Here is a 17,226-nt window from a genome sequence, read left to right on the forward strand (position 1 = left end):
TAGGTCAAAACTCTTTATTCATTTTGTTAATTAAATGTACCGAAATTTTAATGGAAAATTGTTAAACCATTGTTTATTCAATACGATAGGAATTATTGTCGGTAAATAGTATGCTGTTACCTATGTTTATATTGAATTGGCAAATTCATAAACGTCTTAAAATTTGGAGTATATAGTGAGCGGATCTTGGTTAAGTATGGCAATTGGACGTCCGAAAACTGTGTTATTTATTGGTTTTCTGCTTATTTTGACTTCCGCCTTTGGGGCGAAAAACCTTTACTTTAGAGGGGATTATAAAGTTTTCTTTGAAGACAATAATCCACAGCTAATGGCGTTCAACCAAATGCAAGACATGTTTAGCAAGAATGATGGTGTCAGTATTATTGTTGCACCTAAGTCTGGTAATGTGTTTTCAGTTGAATCGTTATCCTTAATAAAATCGTTAACAGAGCAAGCCGAGCAAACCCCATTCTCAAGTCGAATCGATTCAATCAGTAATTTTCAACATACTTGGTCTGAATTTGATGATTTGATAGTAGAGGATTTAGTTGAAGATCCTAGTAATCTGGAAGCTGACGACCTTACCAATATTCGAGAGATTGCCCTGAATGAACCTAACTTGGTTAATCGCTTGGTTTCATCAAAAGGTAACGTTGCCGTTATCAATATTTCAGTAAACTTACCTGACGGTGATCAAACCGCAGAAGTTACAACAATCGCGCATTACGTTGAAGAGATGACCGCGCAGTATAAAGCAGAGCATCCCGATTATGAATTCCATCATACTGGCATGGTATTCATGAACTATTCTTTTTCATCATTTGCCGAACATGACTTTAAAACCATAGTGCCATTAATGTTTCTCGCCATCATTATCATTATGTGGATTTTGCTTAGAACGATAATTGGTACCATCACAACGTTGATTATTATTATTGCTAGTATTGCTGCCACTATGGGACTAGCGGGATGGGCGGGCATGTATTTGAGTACTGCAACAGTGAATGTTCCGACTATGGTAATGACACTAGCTGTAGCAGATTGTGTGCATGTTATTTCCTCCATGCTATACAGTATGCGACAAGGTAAAACTAAAAAAGACGCGCTGCTAGAAAGTTTACAATTAAATTGGTTACCGATAATAATAACCAGTGTAACAACCGGTATTGGATTTTTAACACTAAACTTTGCCGCGGTGCCAATATTAGCAGATTTGGGGAACTTAACGGCGATTGGGGTAGTATTTGCCTGTTTGTTTTCGCTAACACTTTTGCCCGCTATGATTATGCTACTGCCTTTGTCGGTTCGACCGAAACAACAAGTTGAGCAAATCGGAATGATAGAAAAGCTTGGTGAATGGGTGATTGCGCATCATAAGCCCATTTTACCGCTTACTGCTGTTGTGACCCTTTTAGCCGTAGGGTTTTCTTTTAAAAATCAGCTTGATGATGTCCCCACTGCCTATTTTCATGAAAGTACCTCTTTTAGACAAGCTACCGATTTTCAGCAAGAAAATGTGAGTGGTATGATAAATATTGATTTTGCTATTTTTACCAATCAAGATTCAGGGGTGAATGACCCAGAGAATTTACTCATTATCGAGCAGTTCAGCAATTGGTTGTTAGAGCAGCCAGAGGTCGATCATGTTTCTACTGTGACAGACGTTTATAAGCGTTTAAATAAAAATATGCATGAAGACGATGCAAGCTTCTATACCTTGCCCACTAACAAAGAAATGGCTGCTCAATTGATGTTGTTGTACGAGATGTCTCTGCCATATGGTTTGGATTTGAATAATCAACTTGATCTGAATAAATCCGCAACGCGGATAGTTGTTATGGTGCAAAATCTTGGCAGCAGAGAGCTCACTTCGTTAGAAACCAGAGCACAAGATTGGTTTAGTGCCAATGCTGGACATCTTCGCCTTACCGCTGCCAGTCCTGGGTTGATGTTTGCCCACATCAGTGAGATGAATATGGCTAGCATGCTAGAAGGTACAGTCATTGCATTATTGTTGATTTCGATTTTACTTATTTTTGCTTTAAAATCGTTAAAGCTAGGGGTGATTAGTTTATTACCCAACTTATTGCCGGCATGTATAGGTTTTGGGATTTGGGGAATTTACTCTGGGCAAGTTAATCTAGGGTTGTCAATTGTGTTAAGTATGACACTTGGCATTATTGTTGATGATACGGTTCATTTTTTGAGTAAGTATCGTCATGCTCGTTCCAAAGGTGAAGATGCAGAGGGCAGTGTACGCTATGCCTTTGCAAGTGTCGGGCGAGCGCTTTGGGTAACAACATTAGTATTGGCTACTGGATTTTCTATTCTGATGCTGTCACCATTTGCCCTTAACTCAGAAATGGGTATGTTAACCAGTATTATCATTTTGGTGGCATTAGCCGTTGATTTCTTCTTTTTACCACCATTTTTAATGGTGTTTGATAAAAAAACTAAGCAGGAATAGTGAAATGGAACAGACAAATTTGACCTCATGTAAGCTTCGTAAAGTCGTGCTTCAATTATTTTCTGCAATGTTAGCATGTAGTTTAACCGTTGGTTATGCCTATGGCCAAGAGTCTGCCGAAAGAGGCTTAGAAATAGCCAAAGAGCGCAAGGCTCGAGACAAGGGGTGGGGTGATACGACTGCTAAAATGAGCATGATTTTACGCAATGCTAGTGGCGATGAGGTTGAACGAAAAATGCGTATGGAATCTTTAGAAATACAAGATGATGGCGATAAAGCGCTGACCATATTTGATCAACCTTTGGATGTTAAAGGCACAGTGTTCTTAACGTTTTCTCATGCTTTAGAACCCGATGATCAGTGGATGTATCTTCCTAAGTTGAGTCGAGTGAAACGTATTCGCTCGAAAAATAAGTCTGGGCCTTTTATGGGCAGTGAGTTTTCCTTTGAAGATATGAGTTCATTTGAGCTAGAAAAATATGAATTTAAGTATCTACGAGATGAAGAATACGACGGACAAAGTTGTTTTGTATTAGAACAAATACCTACAGATGAAAACTCTGGTTATTCAAAACAAATTTTATGGGTGGATAAAGTACATTATAGAGCCCTTAAAATAGAGTTCTATGATCGTAAAAATAGTTTGTTGAAGGAACTTATTAATTACGACTATAAATTATATTTAGATAAGTTTTGGCGACCAATGCGAGTTGAAGTTGTCAATAAACAAAACGGTAAAAGTACTGCTTTGCTTACGCAAGAATTACAATTTAAAACAGGCCTTGATGAAAGTGATTTTAAGCAAAATAGTATGAAGAATCGTCGATAGTAAGATGTGCTCTGTGGGTTATTTGTTGCGGTGCTGTAAGGAAATAAATTGAAAAAAATAATTGCAATTATCGCGTTAGTGCCTAGTTTTGTATTGGCTCAGGTTCAGTTCAATGGTACGGCTGGTATTGAAATGCGGGACTTTTTACAAGAACCTTTAGATACCCCACAACAAAGTAATAATACCTCGGTTTATTTTTCACCAGAATTATTTCATGCCTTTAACGATGGCGATGACAGTATTTTATTTAAAGGTTTTTACCGAATTGATCAAAGCGATAATGAACGTACCCATGGCGATATTAGAGAGTTTAAGTGGACTCATTTAGGAGATGATTGGGAAATTCAAGCGGGCATAGGTAAGGTTTTTTGGGGGCAGACAGAATCTGTACATTTAGTTGATATTATTAATCAAACAGACGGAATTGAAGCCATAGATGGCGAAGACAAGCTAGGCCAGCCTATGGTCTCTTTCTCAATGTATAAAGATTGGGGAACGACAACTTTTTTTGCTCTGCCTTATTTTCGTGAAAGAACACTGCCCGGAGAGCTAAGGTCGCTTTCGGGCGGCAGTAGCCGCAGATACCGAAAACCCGATCTACGAGTCTAAAGATAAAGAAAAGCATCTAGATTGGGCTGTTAGATGGCAACATTCAATTGATGATTGGGAGGTAGGGCTGTCGTATTTTGACGGTACCTCACGGGAGCCTCTTTATGTGCCTCTAGCCAATACGGAGGGTGAACTGAGTATTCGACCCTTCTATCCTCAAATGACACAGATTGGTGTTGACTTGCTAGTGTTGGTAGAGGACTGGATTGTTAAATTTGAAGGTGTGCAAAAAACAGTACTGGCGAATAACTATTCAGCGACAGTAGAAGGTAACCCTGTATTTTTTGCACAAGATGACTACTTTGCACTAGTGGCTGGTTTTGAATATCCGTTGGTGGGTGTGTTTGACAGCGTGTTTGATGTCAATGTATTGCTCGAGTATCAATTTGATGATCGCGATGAATTGGCCACCACCACGGCACAAAATGATTTAATGGCCGGCACGCGCATTGTGTTTAATGATATGGACGGTACGGAAATACTAGTCGGCGTCGTGCAAGACTTGGATCACTCAAATGTACGTTCAGGCTTTATAGAAGCCTCCAGTCGTTTATCTGACCATTGGAAGTGGTATATTGACGCTTGGTATTTTTCTAGCGATGAACCGCTTGAACCCTCATATTTAGTGCGTCGAGATGATTATATTCAATTCAGTTTAGAGTATTATTTTTAATGTTTGCTAGGTAGTGGCCGTTTTTTGCATCAGGTATAAGGCTCATTCTTACTGAAAGATGCTAGACTAACGGTTGCAGCGTGTATTGATAAATGGAGATTTTTGCAAAGTTAGCTGACACTTACGGATAATAATAAACGAAGGGTGTATTGATTCATCCATATCTTTTTATTTTTACTAACGATTATGTTGGTCTGTTAAATGAGTAAAATGTCTATCGCTAAAGGGCTTTATGTTGGTATCAATGTTGTTGAGGCCAAATTAGCGAAGTTATCCAAACATCAAATATTGGTTGATGGCTTAGCGGTTACCTATTTAAGCAATGTCAAAACCTTTAATACAGACAAACCCATATTACTCTTACTCCATGGATTTAGCGGGGATAAGTATGTATGGAACAAGTTAGCTAAATATTTATCGTCTAAACACCAATTACTTATCCCCGATCTAAAAGGCCATGGTGAAACGCCTTATCGTGAAAATGATTATTATTCCGTGCCTTCACAATGTGTAATGGTGATTAAGTTCTTAGATTTACTTAATGTCCACCAGTTCAGTGTGATAGGAAATTCAATGGGCGGAATGATAGCGGCAAAATTGATTGAGAGCATTCCCCAGAGGATCCATAAATGTGTTTTGATGGACCCCGCTGGCGCTAGATCTACCTATGTTATGCAAGAGCTGGACAAGCATATTAATATGTTTGAACAGTGTAGCGAAAAAGATTTTATGGCGTTTTATAAGCTCTTAATGGCAAGGCCACCTTTTATTCCAAAGTTCATTTTGCGGGTACTGGCACAAGAATACATCCGAAAAAGTGTTCAGCATGCGCGTATGTTTGAACAATTCTATACCCTTGATGATTTTTTCCCGGCCTGTCACAGGTTCGTGTTTTCGAATACTATGTTGATTTGGGGACTGAATGATAAGTTATTGCCCATTGATGATTATCAACAATGGAAAACAATGCTCACAGGGTGCACGCGCATATATGAAGATTTAGGCCATCTACCAATGATTGAAGATGCTAAACGTGTGGCAACAGATATTGCTGCATTTTTAGCTGCACCTGCTCATCAAGAGTAATATTGCCTTTGAGCACATCTGTAGTTTTCCCTCTTGTGGCTCATATTAAGGCTTGGCCAAAGCATCTACTTTAGCCATCCAATTCAATCTATAATTACCAGTTAAACTTTCATCACAAGCCGCAACATCATTGATTTTTATAGATACTTGGCGTGAAACCTTAAATGGTCCTCTATTAAACTGGCAATAAAAAAGTAACTATGATCGTAGCCTGAGTGATATCTAAAGTTAGCTTCATAGCCTATTTCCTTGGCCACCTCTTCTAATGGTTTAGTTAGCTTTTGGGCATGATAAAAATTGTCGTCTAGTCCTTGGTCAACCAACATAGGAATATGTAAAAAACTCCCTTGTTGACGCATTAGCGCGCAACTATCGTAGTCTTCCCATTCACTTTTGTTGTCACCTAAATAATGACTAAACGCTTTTTGACCCCACTGACAATCAGTTGGGTTGACAATAGGGAAAATGCCGACACCGAGCAATACCGCTTAATATTGGACAGGGCAATTGTTAACGCACCATGCCCCCCATTGAGTGTCCCGCAATGGCTGCTTTGTCTTTTATTTTAAATTCTTTGCTTATGAGAGCAGGTAACTCGTCAACAATATAGTCGTACATCTGATAGTGTTTTATCCAAGGTTCCTGAGTTGCGTTTAGATAAAATCCAGCCCCTAGTCCTAAGTCATAGGCACCATCTGCCGCCTCAGGTACGTTATCGCCCCGTGGGCTGGTGTCGGGCATGATTAACATTATGCCTAGCTCAGCGGCCACTCTTTGTGCTCCAGCTTTAGTGACAAAGTTCTCGTCAGTACAGGTTAAACCACTTAACCAATAAAGAGCCGGCAGTTTCGCGTCTGGGTTTACAACCGGGGGAATAAATACACTGAAACGCATATTACAATTCAATACTTTAGATTTATGGCTAAATCGTTTTTGCCAGCCGCCAAAACATTTATTGGCGCTAAGCTCTGCAAGTTCGTTAGCGCTAGACATTAAAAGTGCACCACTGTACGAATTGATTTGCCTTCATGCATTAAATCAAAAGCGCTGTTAATGTCTTCCAGTGGCATGGTATGAGTAATAAACGTATCTAATTCAAACTCGCCATTCATATATCTTTGTACGTAGTCAGGTAATTGGCTGCGGCCTTTCACTCCGCCAAATGCGGTCCCTCGCCAAACACGGCCTGTCACTAATTGAAATGGGCGAGTGGATATTTCTTGTCCGGCGCCAGCTACACCAATAATGACCGATTCCCCCCAGCCTTTGTGGCAACACTCTAACGCTGAGCGCATGACATTCACGTTACCAATACACTCGAAAGAAAAGTCAACGCCACCGTCGGTCATTTCAACAATCACATCTTGTATAGGCTTATCAAAATTCTTTGGATTGACCACATCGGTGGCACCTAGTTCTTTGGCCGTGGCAAATTTGTCTTCATTTACATCAATGGCAATGATGCGTCCTGCTTTTGCCATTTTGGCGCCAATTAAAACTGATAAACCGATTCCGCCCAAGCCAAATACAGCCACAGTATCTCCAGCTTGAACTTTGGCCGCATTGGTTACCGCGCCCATACCAGTCGTTACCCCACAGCCTAGCAAACAAACCTTTTCTAGTGGCGCATCCTTGGGGATTTTAGCCAATGCTATTTCGGGAACCACAGTATGCTCTGCAAATGTTGAGGTACCCATATAATGATAAATAGGTTGGCCGTTAATTGAAAAACGACTGGTGCCGTCTGGCATCACACCTTTACCTTGAGTGCTTCGAATAGCTTGACAAAGGTTTGTTTTGCCAGACAAGCAATAGTCACATTTGCCACATTCGGGGTGTACAAAGGAATAACATGATCGCCTACTTCAACCAACGTCACGCCTTCGCCCACGGCTTCAACGATGCCGGCCCCTTCATGGCCTAAAATAGCGGGAAATAGTCCTTCGGGATCATCCCCAGATAACGTGTAAGCGTCGGTGTGACAAACGCCAGTGGCCACAATGCGAACTAATACTTCGCCTTTTTGCGGTGCTGCTAAATCTACTTCTTCAATTTTGAGTGGTTCACCGGCTGCCCATGCTACAGCTGCTCTTGTTTTGATTGTTTTCACATTCATTCCTTACTTTTGTGCTAAATGGTGACTGCTTTTAGTTTAATGGCAAAAGCCTAGTAGTCGAATATTGTCAGCTTTCCATGAGACATCGCTAATGTCATATCCTTTGGGACAGAGACTTTCTTTGCGTAGCTTTTGCTTTAAACCCTCAACGGCCTTATCTTCTAAGGCTAGTTTGGTTTGATTATCTGCTCGTAAAGACAAGGCGCTTTGCTGATTCGATTCTTGGTATCTATTTCTACTTTTCGATCTAGCTTGACTCTCTGATAACTCACCTAAAGAGGCTTGAGAGGTATGTCTCCAAGAAATTCCGTAGGCAAATTCGGTGATCCCCGCAGGACTGATCCGGCTGTCAAATCTTTCATTTGTCATAATCGGCGGCTGTGCGCTAGAACAGGATGTTATTAAAATGATAGTGCCTAGGGCAATGAATCTTGGAAAATTGCGCAATTGTCACTCTCTCATTATCTAGGTTGTAGACAATAGTAAACATGGTCATGTGGGATAGCAATTGGCCAAGCTAAATTTATCCTAATTGCAATGAATTATTGCTGAGTGTAGATGTATTTGATGGCATTGTTATTACGCTTAAACAGAGCAATCAAGTCGATACCAATTCAGGGCATTCTGGTAGCTGATGTTTTGCCAACAATCTAACCCTACAGTTGGAATAAGCAGTAAATACTTGTTCCATAACTGCGTATAACTACTGGCCAATAAACACACAGGAAAGTTACTGGCCAACATTACTCTATGTTGTCCGAAAGTGTGTAAACTCACCGCTAGTATCTGATCCAATAAATCAGTCGACCCCGCTTGTAGCATTTCCCAAGCTGAAAGTTTGAGCGCAACATTTTCACAGGTTGCTAATTGCTTTAGGTTAGCTTGCCAGCTTCGGTAACGTTGCTGGGAGGTTACGTCTGGCGGCCAGCCACCGTGATTGAGTATAATCTTCACGCTAGGGTATTGCTGTGCCAGCTTGAGAAGCGCGTCGCACCCATTTTTATTCTCCACACTAAGTTGTGCGTCAAAACTCAGTTGATAGTCTTGTAGCAATTTGAAGTGCTGCTGGATGGTATCCGAGGTCAAAATTTCATGGGCCTGCTGGTCTAAAATGTGACGAATGCCTACTACGCTTTCTCGCTGTGTTAGTTGCGCTATTTGTTGGCTAAAATGGCGGGATGTTAAATCTGCAAAGGCCACACTTTTGAAGGGCAGAGTACAATGGTGTTCCAACCAGTCAATTTCTTTCCAAGGGTGTTGGTTGTCAAAGCCAGCTTCAATATGCACTAAGCCCGCTAATGCTACATTTGAAGGTAACACTAAATCTTGTTGCACATAGGTCCGATTGATCTTTTGCTTGTCAGGCCAAGAAGGTGGGTTGTCTGGCTTTAACCAAGCATAATCGCCTTCATGCAATGCAAAAAAGTGTAAATGAGGATCAATTATTTTATGTAAATGGGGACTCATTAATTTGGCGTCATCATTGGGTCGTGTAACCGCCATCAATAACTTGCAAACTGCCAGTAATAAATTTTGCATCGTCACTGGCCAGAAAATACGCTAATGCTGCGACTTCGTCTGCTTGGCCTAAACGACCAATTGGTTGCAGAGCTGCTTCTTCTGCATGCACTTGATTTTTATCTGCGCCAGAACTAGCCACATATTTGTCAATGGCTTGATGGTACAGAGGTGTTTCAATTGTGCCTTGGCAAATTGCGTTCGCTCTGATTTGATACTTTGCATAATCTAAAGCGGTTGTTTTTGCCATAGAGGCGAGGGCCGCTTTACTCATGTTGTAGGCAAAAGAGTTAGTTTTGGCAACTAACGCTTGTTCAGACGCCATATACAAAATGACGCCATTATTTTGCACTTTCATGGTTGGCAAAACGGCTTTCGTTGCACTAATCGCTCCTTTCACATTTAACGCAAATAGCTCGTCGAATTGGGCTTCAGTCGTTTCTTCGATAGTGGCTGACAAGTGTATTCCAGCATTGGATATTAACGTGTCGACTCTACCATACCGAACAATCACCTGTTCGATCAGTTGTTTGACACTCGCTGAACTTTTCATATCGCACTTGAACCACTGTATTTCTTTGGATTGTTGTGGATTATGAGCGATATCTAAATTAATCACTTGATGGTGTTGTCGATTGAATTTGTCACATATCGCTTGGCCTATACCAAAGCTGCCACCTGTGACAATACATACAGGTTTAGATGTTTGTTGAGTCATGTTTGTTGTATTCAGTTGGTTTGCAGCTAGGGTAAAACATAACTAAGCGTTGACCAAGGGTTAAATTTCATTACAGATGAGCGTAAAACCTGTATTATCCTAGTCTAATATTTCATATCCATGTGACCTCAATATTGCTGTTTCAGCGGCTCTCAAAATGACTGAGATAAGGTCAATGTGTGTAAGCTTAGTCGGTTGAAGGCGATGTGTTGGGGTGGTTAGGGTAAGGTTGTGTATCAATGTTCTGCGCATTGATGTGTTAGTCGTTTATAGTAAGTGAGAATCTGTTTGTTCATCCCTATTTTTTCATCTATTCGTTTTAAGCTTTTGGGCTGTATTGTCACTGTGGTGTTTAGCTTAGTGTTTTCGCTTTCTGTTGTTGCTGGCGAACTTAAAATAACAGGTGTCGACAACGATAAGGTGCGCGAAAATATTGAGGTGGTTGTTGCTTCCGTAAGCTTGCCGCAACACAAATCTGACTTTGAACAATACCAACAAACCATTATTGAAAAAGCCAGTAAAGCGGCGCAAGTGTATGGTTATTATGGTTTGCAGTTTACTTTTACAGCAGCTAAGTCAATTAAAGATGATTGGCAACTGCAAATCAAATTAGGTGAAGTGACAAAAATAAGAAACTTGTCAATTAAAGTAAATGGACAAGCCGGTGAAGATAAAGCGATACAGAAATTACTGGCTGGTTTACCTTTAAAAACAGCGCAACCTCTCGATCATTCTGCCTACGAAAGTGCTAAAGGGCAGATACAGAGTCTAGCTTTGTCTCGCGGTTTTTTTGATTTTGAATATACCGAAAGCAGCATTAAAGTGTATGAAAGTTTACATGCGGCAGATGTGACGTTGCATGTTTCTAGTGGTAATCGTTATCGTTTTGGAGAATTGAAATTTGGTCAAGATCTGCGAGCTTCTTCATTAGCTAAGAGTTTAGTGCCTTTTCAAGCGGGCGACTTTTATCTATCAGGTAAATTAGGGTTATTTAATCAATTGCTCAAGCAAACTCAATATTTCAGAAATGTTGTGGTGCGGCCGATTATTGATGATGCAGAGAATTTTCAGGTCCCCATTCAAGTTATCTTAACCCATAAACCAAGAGACAATTTTGACGTCGGTATTGGGGCCTCTTCTGATGAAGGTCCACGATTTACCGGGAAATGGCGCAGACCTTGGGTCAACAGTCATGGGCATTCCGTAGGGGGAGATTTTTGTTTCTGCTCCAGAACAATATGCGGCTTTGGATTATCGCATTCCGATTGAAGATCCGGTGCAAAACTACGTCAGTTTTCAGCTTGGTTACTCAGGCTCAAAATAACAATGATACCCACAGTGACAAATTGTCTGTTAGCGTCACCCGTAATTGGACGGTGGAAAACTCGGACTGGCAGCGCTCGGCATTTTTAAAACTTGAGCAAGAAACTTTTGTGCAAGGTATCGACCCAGAGCAAACCATTCAATTGTTAATGCCTGGTTTTACGTTGAGTCGACTCAGAACCAAAGGGGGACTGGATGTGTACTGGGGAGATAGACAATCTATTACCACCGAGTTTGCATCGGACTCGTTGTTATCTGATATTAATATGTTTCGAGTAACCGCTTTGTCTAAATGGTTGAGAAGTATTGATGAGCATCGATTCTTGCTACGTTTTCAAGCCGGAGGAATATCAACGAGTAGTTTTGATCGCGTACCCGCAAGTTTACGTTACTTTGCCGGTGGTGATCAAAGTGTGCGTGGTTTCGGTTATGAGACATTATCGCCTTACGAACTAGATGAAAATAATGAAAAAAGCTTAACGGGTGGTCAGTACCTAACCGTTGCCAGTATCGAGTATTCATACCCAGTTGTTGAAGATTGGCGGGCGTCAGTATTTGTTGATGCTGGTAACGCTTCAGACAATATCGCAGAAGACATTGCAACCGGTTATGGGATTGGGGCTACCTTAGTTGTCGCCTGTTGGACCCATTCGATTGTACTTAGCACGAGGCCATAGTCAATTGGAGTCAACTGTTCGTTTACACTTTTCTATGGGGCCTGCATTATGAGTACGGCACAGCAACCCTCGTCTACCACCACAAGCGTCAAGACAACAAAATCCTTCAGCATTGGCAAGATCTTATTCAGGACCTTATATGCTATTTTGACAATTATTCTAATGCTATTTGTATTGCTAGTTACGCCTTGGGGTATGCAGTTGGCCGTATCTGTAGCCGATTCTTCGGTCGATGGCTTAGATGTTGACTACTCAAGTGGTGGCCTGCTTTCAGAGTTACACTTATCTGATGTTAGGTGGGAACAAGCGGGTACTCAAGCTACGATAAAAGACCTCAAACTGGATCTGCGTTTATCTTGTTTGTTTGTAGCCGAAGTGTGTATCGATGCCATCAGCACAGGTCGTATTGATGCGAAAATTGTTCCAGCCAAAGAGGTGGTAGACAGCGACTCTACGCCGTTAGATTTAGTGACTATGCCGATGCCTATTTCGCTGAACCGAATTGCTATTGGCCCTTTGGCTGTGTCGGTTGAAGATCAACTTGATTTATCATGGCAATCGCTAAATGCCAAACTCAATTTTTATCAGATTTTAGTCGTCGAGCAGTTCTCAATACAAAACTTGCAGCTAACAACTTATGCGGCTCAAGCCACTCCTCCCACTCAGACTCAGCCGCAAACTAAGAGTAAACCTTTTGATTTTGCCAGTATCAAATACCATCCCATTCAGGCGATGCCCATTACATTGCCGATTCATTTTCAAATAAAACAGTTTACTCTGCCTGATGTACAGCTGAATTTGGCTGAGCAAACACCGATAAAAATTGATTCAGTGCAACTGAAAGCCTCGGCCGGTGCCAAGCAAATTCAATTGAGCAAACTCTTAGTTGAACATGCCAAAGGCAAAGTGGAAGTGGCCGGTAAGCTTGGATTAGCCGGCAACCTAGAGCATCAATTAAGCTTTAACGCTCAAGGTGAGCTCAATGCATTTGGTGAGCCGTTGGTCAAAGACGCGTTAGCGGCTAAACAGGTTACTCAGGTCAAACTCACGTCTAAAGGCAACATTCAAAACATGACGACTGATTTAAACGTCATTGGATTGTTCGAATTTAGCGCTCATCTACAAGCACAACCAGCAAAAGAGACGTTGCCGATGGACCTCAAGGTAACTTGGCAAGACTTGGCTTGGCCTTTAGGCGCTCAAGATACACCAGACTTTACTTCAGCCAAGGGCAATATTGAATTGTCGGGTGACTTGGCTAAGTTAAATTTAGCAATCAACGCACTGTTGTCGGGCTAGGAAATACCGAGCACAGATGTGCATTTGGCAGGCTCGGCTGATATGTTCAATCAGCAAAAATACATCAACATTGAGCAAGTAGTCGTTCAAGCCTTGGGAGGCCAAATCAGTAGTGAGGGGCAGTTATCCCTTACTGACAGTCTTGCATGGCAAGGTTCGACCCAAATTGACTCTATTGATTTAGCCGCACTCTTACCCGATTATCCAGCCCAACTAAATGGAGAGTTAGCCCTTAGCGTGAATAATGAGCAAGGAGTTTGGCAAGGCGCGATAGATAAATTAGACATCCATGGAAGTTGGTTAGGTTATCCTCTTTTAGTCAAAGGGGGCTTGATTATCATCAAACTAATGGAGTGAATGTTGAACAATTATTACTGCTAAATGGTGATAACAAAATAGAATTGGCCGGAACCTTAGATCAACAAAACCAGTTAAACTTTAGCTTTAATTTAGAGGCTCCTAACATCGCACAATCGGTGCCTGAAGTGACAGGCTCTGCCATGATTAACGGCCAAGTGAACGGTGCATTAGCTCAACCGCAGGTTAGTTATCATATCGATGTATCGCAATTGAATGCTGCTGATTTGCACATTAGCCAAATTGCGGGGGATGGAGAATTACTCTGGGATCAAGTCAAGCCTGTGGCGTTAGACTTAACGGTTGGTAACTTAGCGATTGCTGGTAGTCAGGTCGATAAAGCTAGTCTAAAAATTACCGGCAATGCTGAAGAACATCAACTTGTTATACTGGGCAGTGGCGAACAATTAAACGTGAACCTTGCCCTGCAAGGTAAGCTAACGGCAACTGCTTGGCAAGGAAAGTGGCTGTCTGGTGATATTCAAACCGCATACACCAACTTGAGTTTGAATCAGCCTTTTGATATTTCTGCCGATTGGCAACACCAAGTTTACTCGATTTCAGCACACTGTTGGCAAGAAGACGATAGCCAATTGTGTATTAAGCAAGCTAATTTTGAGCAGAATGTCGCTCAATGGGATGTGTCTTTGACTGATTTTGAATGGGCGACTTTATTAGACAAATTAGAGTTAGACATGCCAGCTATTGACACCGATAGTCTATTTACAATGCGCACCAAAGGCAGTTGGAACATAGAGCAAGCGCCATTGGCAGATGTGAGTCTGTCTTTGTCGCCGTCTACTTGGCTCATAGAATCAAATCAGAATTTAAGTCTAGATATACGGGCGTTTGAAATTAAAGGCAAGGTGACCGATAACAGCATTGTAGGTGATGTGAATTTGCAAGGTGCTGAGATTGGTGACATAGGTGTGAATATACAAACCGATAGTGCGCTACTAACGCGCGATTTGTCGCACCCTATTACGGGTAATTTACGTTTAAGTGGCATTGATTTAGCGCCTTTTAAAGCACTACTACCAGAACTAGATATTTTACAGGGGGTGATTAAAGGGCAAACCGAAATATCCGGCACTTTGGCAAAACCTCTGCTGAATGGTGAGTTAGCCCTTCAAAATGCTGCTGTAAAAGGCGAAGCATTGCCCGTTAGTTTAAGTGAGGTCAATCAAACTATTCGCATGAAAGGTGATAACGCGGATTTCAACGGCAGTTATAAATTTGGTAAAGGGGAAGGTGAGTTATCTGGAGAGGTGCGCTGGTTACCTGATTTAGTAGGCAAAGTGAATATTAAGGGCGAGTCGTTGGAGGTGAACTACCAAGATATGATCAAGGCTAGAGTGAGCCCAGATATAACTTTGGCATTTGCGCCAGCAAGTGTTGATGTGCAAGGTGAGGTAGTAGTGCCTTATGCTAGAGTCAAAATAAGAGACCTTCCCGCTGGTTCTGTGTCGCCTTCTGGTGATGTGATTTTGGTTGAGCAAGAGCAAGCAGAGGCAACCGCGCAGCAAAATTTAAAACTTAAGTTATTGCTTAAAATTGACCCGCAGAAAAGAAATGAAGTGAAATTGGATGCCTATGGATTAACAAGTGATTTAACAGGTGAATTGCGAATTAGAAATGATGCAAAAGGCATGTTGGCAAACGGTGAAGTAAATTTAGTGAATGGACGTTATCGAGGAAACGGCCAAAACTTAATGATCAGAGAAGGAGATATTTCGTTTAATGGTACCTTAGACAGACCATACTTAAATATTGAGGCGATCCGCGATCCTACCTTAACTGAAGACGGTGTTATTTCGGGATTACGTGTACAAGGAGCCGCATCTAAACCCACTGTCGAGATTTTTTCCGAGCCAGAAATGGAACAACAACAAGCTTTATCATACATGCTAACAGGGCGCGGTATCGGCGAGTCTAGTGATGATAGCCAAGAGACCGTCATTACCAATGCGTTGTTATCCATTGGGTTAGGTCAAAGTGAAAACTTAGTCTCTAAAGTGGGTAATAAATTAGGCTTTGAAGATGTGGCGCTAGATACCTCTGGGCAAGGTGACGAAACACAGCTTTCATTAACTGGCACAATTGCGCCTGGGTTGCAACTTAGGTATGGGATCGGGGTTTTTGATTCTGTTTCTGAAGTGGCTATTCGATACGAGTTACTACCCAAGCTTTATGTCGAAGCGGTAAGTGGATTGAATTATGCGCTAGACTTTTATTACCAATTTAGCTTTGAAGGCAGTCAAAACAAAAAAGTGTTAGAAAATGAAAATTAATGCCAGTTGGGTAAACGTCTGGATCCTTAAAAGGCCTGACAATGTTTGAATCATTAGCCTACGCTTTAGATGTCACGCTACCCATCAGTATTATTATATTGTTGGGGGTTTTGCTTAAACGGATGGGTTGGATCAATGAAAACTTTGCTGAGGTTGGCGCTAAGTTGGTCTTTAATTTAACCTTACCTTGTTTGTTGTTTATTAATGTCTCTGCTACCCATTTGTCTAAAGACTTTCCGCTGTTGTTGTTTTTTATCGCTGGTGGCGTGGTAGTACTTTCATTTATTGCATTTCATTTTTTAGCTTTAGTTATTCCCAATCGAAATGCCAGAGGCGCATTCGTACAGGGAGCTTGCCGTGGCAACTTAGCAATAGTCGGTTTAGCATTGTCTGTCAGCGCTTTTGGCGACCATGCTGTAGGCCTCGCCTCGATGTTTTTGGCCGTATTGGTTTTGCCTGTTAATATCTTTTCAATCCTAACCTTGTACTATCATCAAGCACAAACCCCTTCCTTTCGCACTGTAGGGCTAAATGTACTCTCTAACCCCTTAGCGATCGCTATTGTGTTGGCGCTACTGGTTACTGTCATGTCTATATCGGTCCCCAAATTGATTTTAGATACCGGTAATTATCTAGCCAGAATGACACTACCTTTGGCCTTGATATGCGTCGGGGCGTCTATTCGCTGGCACGAGTTTCGAGCGTCGCGACTGCTATACATTGCAATTGGCGGTAAGTTAGTTGTGTTACCTATCATCGCCACCCTACTTGGTTTTTTCTTCGGCTTTAGAGGAGAACAATTAGGTGTGCTGTATATCATGATGGCAGCGCCAACAGCTGCTGCGGCGTATCCCATGGTTAGAAGTATTGGTGGCGATTATCACTTGGCCGCAGCAATTATTGCTGGTAGTACTTTGTTGTCTATGTTTACTTCTACCCTTGGGTTGTTTGGGTTACGTTACTTGGGCTGGGTTTAATATGTGTTGCGCGCAGTTATTCACTTCGTTCACAAAGCCAGCGCGTCGTCTCTGAGGCCTCTATCTTTTTTAAGCCGTATCGCGATGACCGCGTCCTACTCCTACGTTATTTTACCTTTTGCCGATGTATGGACTCTACCACTTCACCTGAGTAGGGTGTCAGTAACCAAAAACAGCTAATTGAGACATATATGGGCGCTCCGCTATGGTCAAGGCAATATTTGCCTCCATCTTCAATTAGAAGATGTTTACTTCTTTATTTTCATTAGCACATCCATTTTATCTA

General features: G+C 41.6%; 12 protein-coding genes and 3 pseudogenes. 10 read left to right on the plus strand and 5 right to left on the minus strand.

The features are described 5' to 3' along the window. Positions 1-175: 175 nt before the first annotated feature. From RS130_RS11855 to RS130_RS11875, 5 genes are all read left to right on the plus strand, one after another. Positions 176-2,467: an efflux RND transporter permease subunit gene (locus RS130_RS11855; protein ID WP_316026128.1), complete on the plus strand. Its 2,292-nt coding sequence runs from the start codon at positions 176-178 to the stop codon at positions 2,465-2,467. A gap of 67 nt (positions 2,468-2,534) precedes the next feature. Further along, the gene (locus tag RS130_RS11860; RefSeq protein WP_428982855.1) at positions 2,535-3,296 is read left to right on the plus strand and encodes an outer membrane lipoprotein-sorting protein; all 762 of its coding nucleotides are present in this window, start codon (positions 2,535-2,537) and stop codon (positions 3,294-3,296) included. A 48-nt stretch (positions 3,297-3,344) separates the two neighbouring features. Next, positions 3,345-3,905, plus strand: a complete 561-nt coding sequence (locus RS130_RS11865) for a hypothetical protein (protein ID WP_316026130.1) — start codon at positions 3,345-3,347, stop codon at positions 3,903-3,905. Between the two features lie 106 nt (positions 3,906-4,011). Continuing rightward, positions 4,012-4,578 (plus strand): hypothetical protein, encoded by a 567-nt coding sequence (locus RS130_RS11870; RefSeq protein ID WP_316026131.1) that lies wholly within the window; start codon positions 4,012-4,014, stop codon positions 4,576-4,578. Between the two features lie 201 nt (positions 4,579-4,779). Then, entirely contained in the window at positions 4,780-5,664 is an 885-nt protein-coding gene (locus RS130_RS11875; protein WP_316026132.1) for an alpha/beta fold hydrolase, read from the plus strand. Positions 5,665-5,801: 137 nt separating this feature from the next. Here RS130_RS11875 and fghA read toward each other — a convergent pair. From fghA to RS130_RS11900, 5 genes and pseudogenes are all read right to left on the minus strand, one after another. Then, a pseudogene (gene fghA / locus RS130_RS11880) lies at positions 5,802-6,657 on the minus strand (S-formylglutathione hydrolase). Further along, positions 6,657-7,774 (minus strand): annotated as a pseudogene (locus RS130_RS11885) (S-(hydroxymethyl)glutathione dehydrogenase/class III alcohol dehydrogenase). Before RS130_RS11885 ends, fghA begins: the two co-directional pseudogenes overlap by 1 nt. A gap of 42 nt (positions 7,775-7,816) precedes the next feature. Next, complete coding sequence (locus RS130_RS11890) at positions 7,817-8,149, minus strand: hypothetical protein (RefSeq protein WP_316026133.1); 333 nt, start codon at positions 8,147-8,149, stop codon at positions 7,817-7,819. 216 nt (positions 8,150-8,365) lie between these two features. Beyond that, positions 8,366-9,283 carry an amidohydrolase family protein gene (locus RS130_RS11895; protein WP_316026134.1) on the minus strand — a complete coding sequence of 306 codons (918 nt, stop codon included), beginning with the start codon at positions 9,281-9,283 and terminating at the stop codon, positions 8,366-8,368. Then, complete coding sequence (locus RS130_RS11900; RefSeq protein WP_316026135.1) at positions 9,261-10,016, minus strand: SDR family NAD(P)-dependent oxidoreductase; 756 nt, start codon at positions 10,014-10,016, stop codon at positions 9,261-9,263. Before RS130_RS11900 ends, RS130_RS11895 begins: the two co-directional genes overlap by 23 nt. A gap of 288 nt (positions 10,017-10,304) precedes the next feature. Between RS130_RS11900 and RS130_RS11905 the strand changes: the two genes are divergently transcribed. The 5 genes and pseudogenes from RS130_RS11905 to RS130_RS11930 all read left to right on the plus strand — a co-directional run bounded on the left by RS130_RS11905 (position 10,305) and on the right by RS130_RS11930 (position 16,940). After that, positions 10,305-11,285, plus strand: a complete 981-nt coding sequence (locus RS130_RS11905) for an autotransporter assembly complex protein TamA (protein ID WP_316026136.1) — start codon at positions 10,305-10,307, stop codon at positions 11,283-11,285. Positions 11,286-11,317: 32 nt separating this feature from the next. Further along, positions 11,318-12,016, plus strand: coding sequence for an autotransporter assembly complex protein TamA (locus RS130_RS11910; RefSeq protein WP_316026137.1), 699 nt, complete (start codon positions 11,318-11,320; stop codon positions 12,014-12,016). A gap of 195 nt (positions 12,017-12,211) precedes the next feature. Then, positions 12,212-14,742, plus strand: a pseudogene (locus RS130_RS24085) (translocation/assembly module TamB domain-containing protein); the annotation flags it as partial. 126 nt (positions 14,743-14,868) lie between these two features. After that, positions 14,869-15,963: a translocation/assembly module TamB domain-containing protein gene (locus tag RS130_RS24090; protein ID WP_487369327.1), complete on the plus strand. Its 1,095-nt coding sequence runs from the start codon at positions 14,869-14,871 to the stop codon at positions 15,961-15,963. Between the two features lie 41 nt (positions 15,964-16,004). Continuing rightward, positions 16,005-16,940, plus strand: coding sequence for an AEC family transporter (locus tag RS130_RS11930; RefSeq protein ID WP_316026141.1), 936 nt, complete (start codon positions 16,005-16,007; stop codon positions 16,938-16,940). The last annotated feature ends 286 nt before the right edge of the window (positions 16,941-17,226 follow it).

The organism is Paraglaciecola aquimarina (assembly GCF_032464635.1).
GTDB lineage: Bacteria > Pseudomonadota > Gammaproteobacteria > Enterobacterales > Alteromonadaceae > Paraglaciecola > Paraglaciecola aquimarina.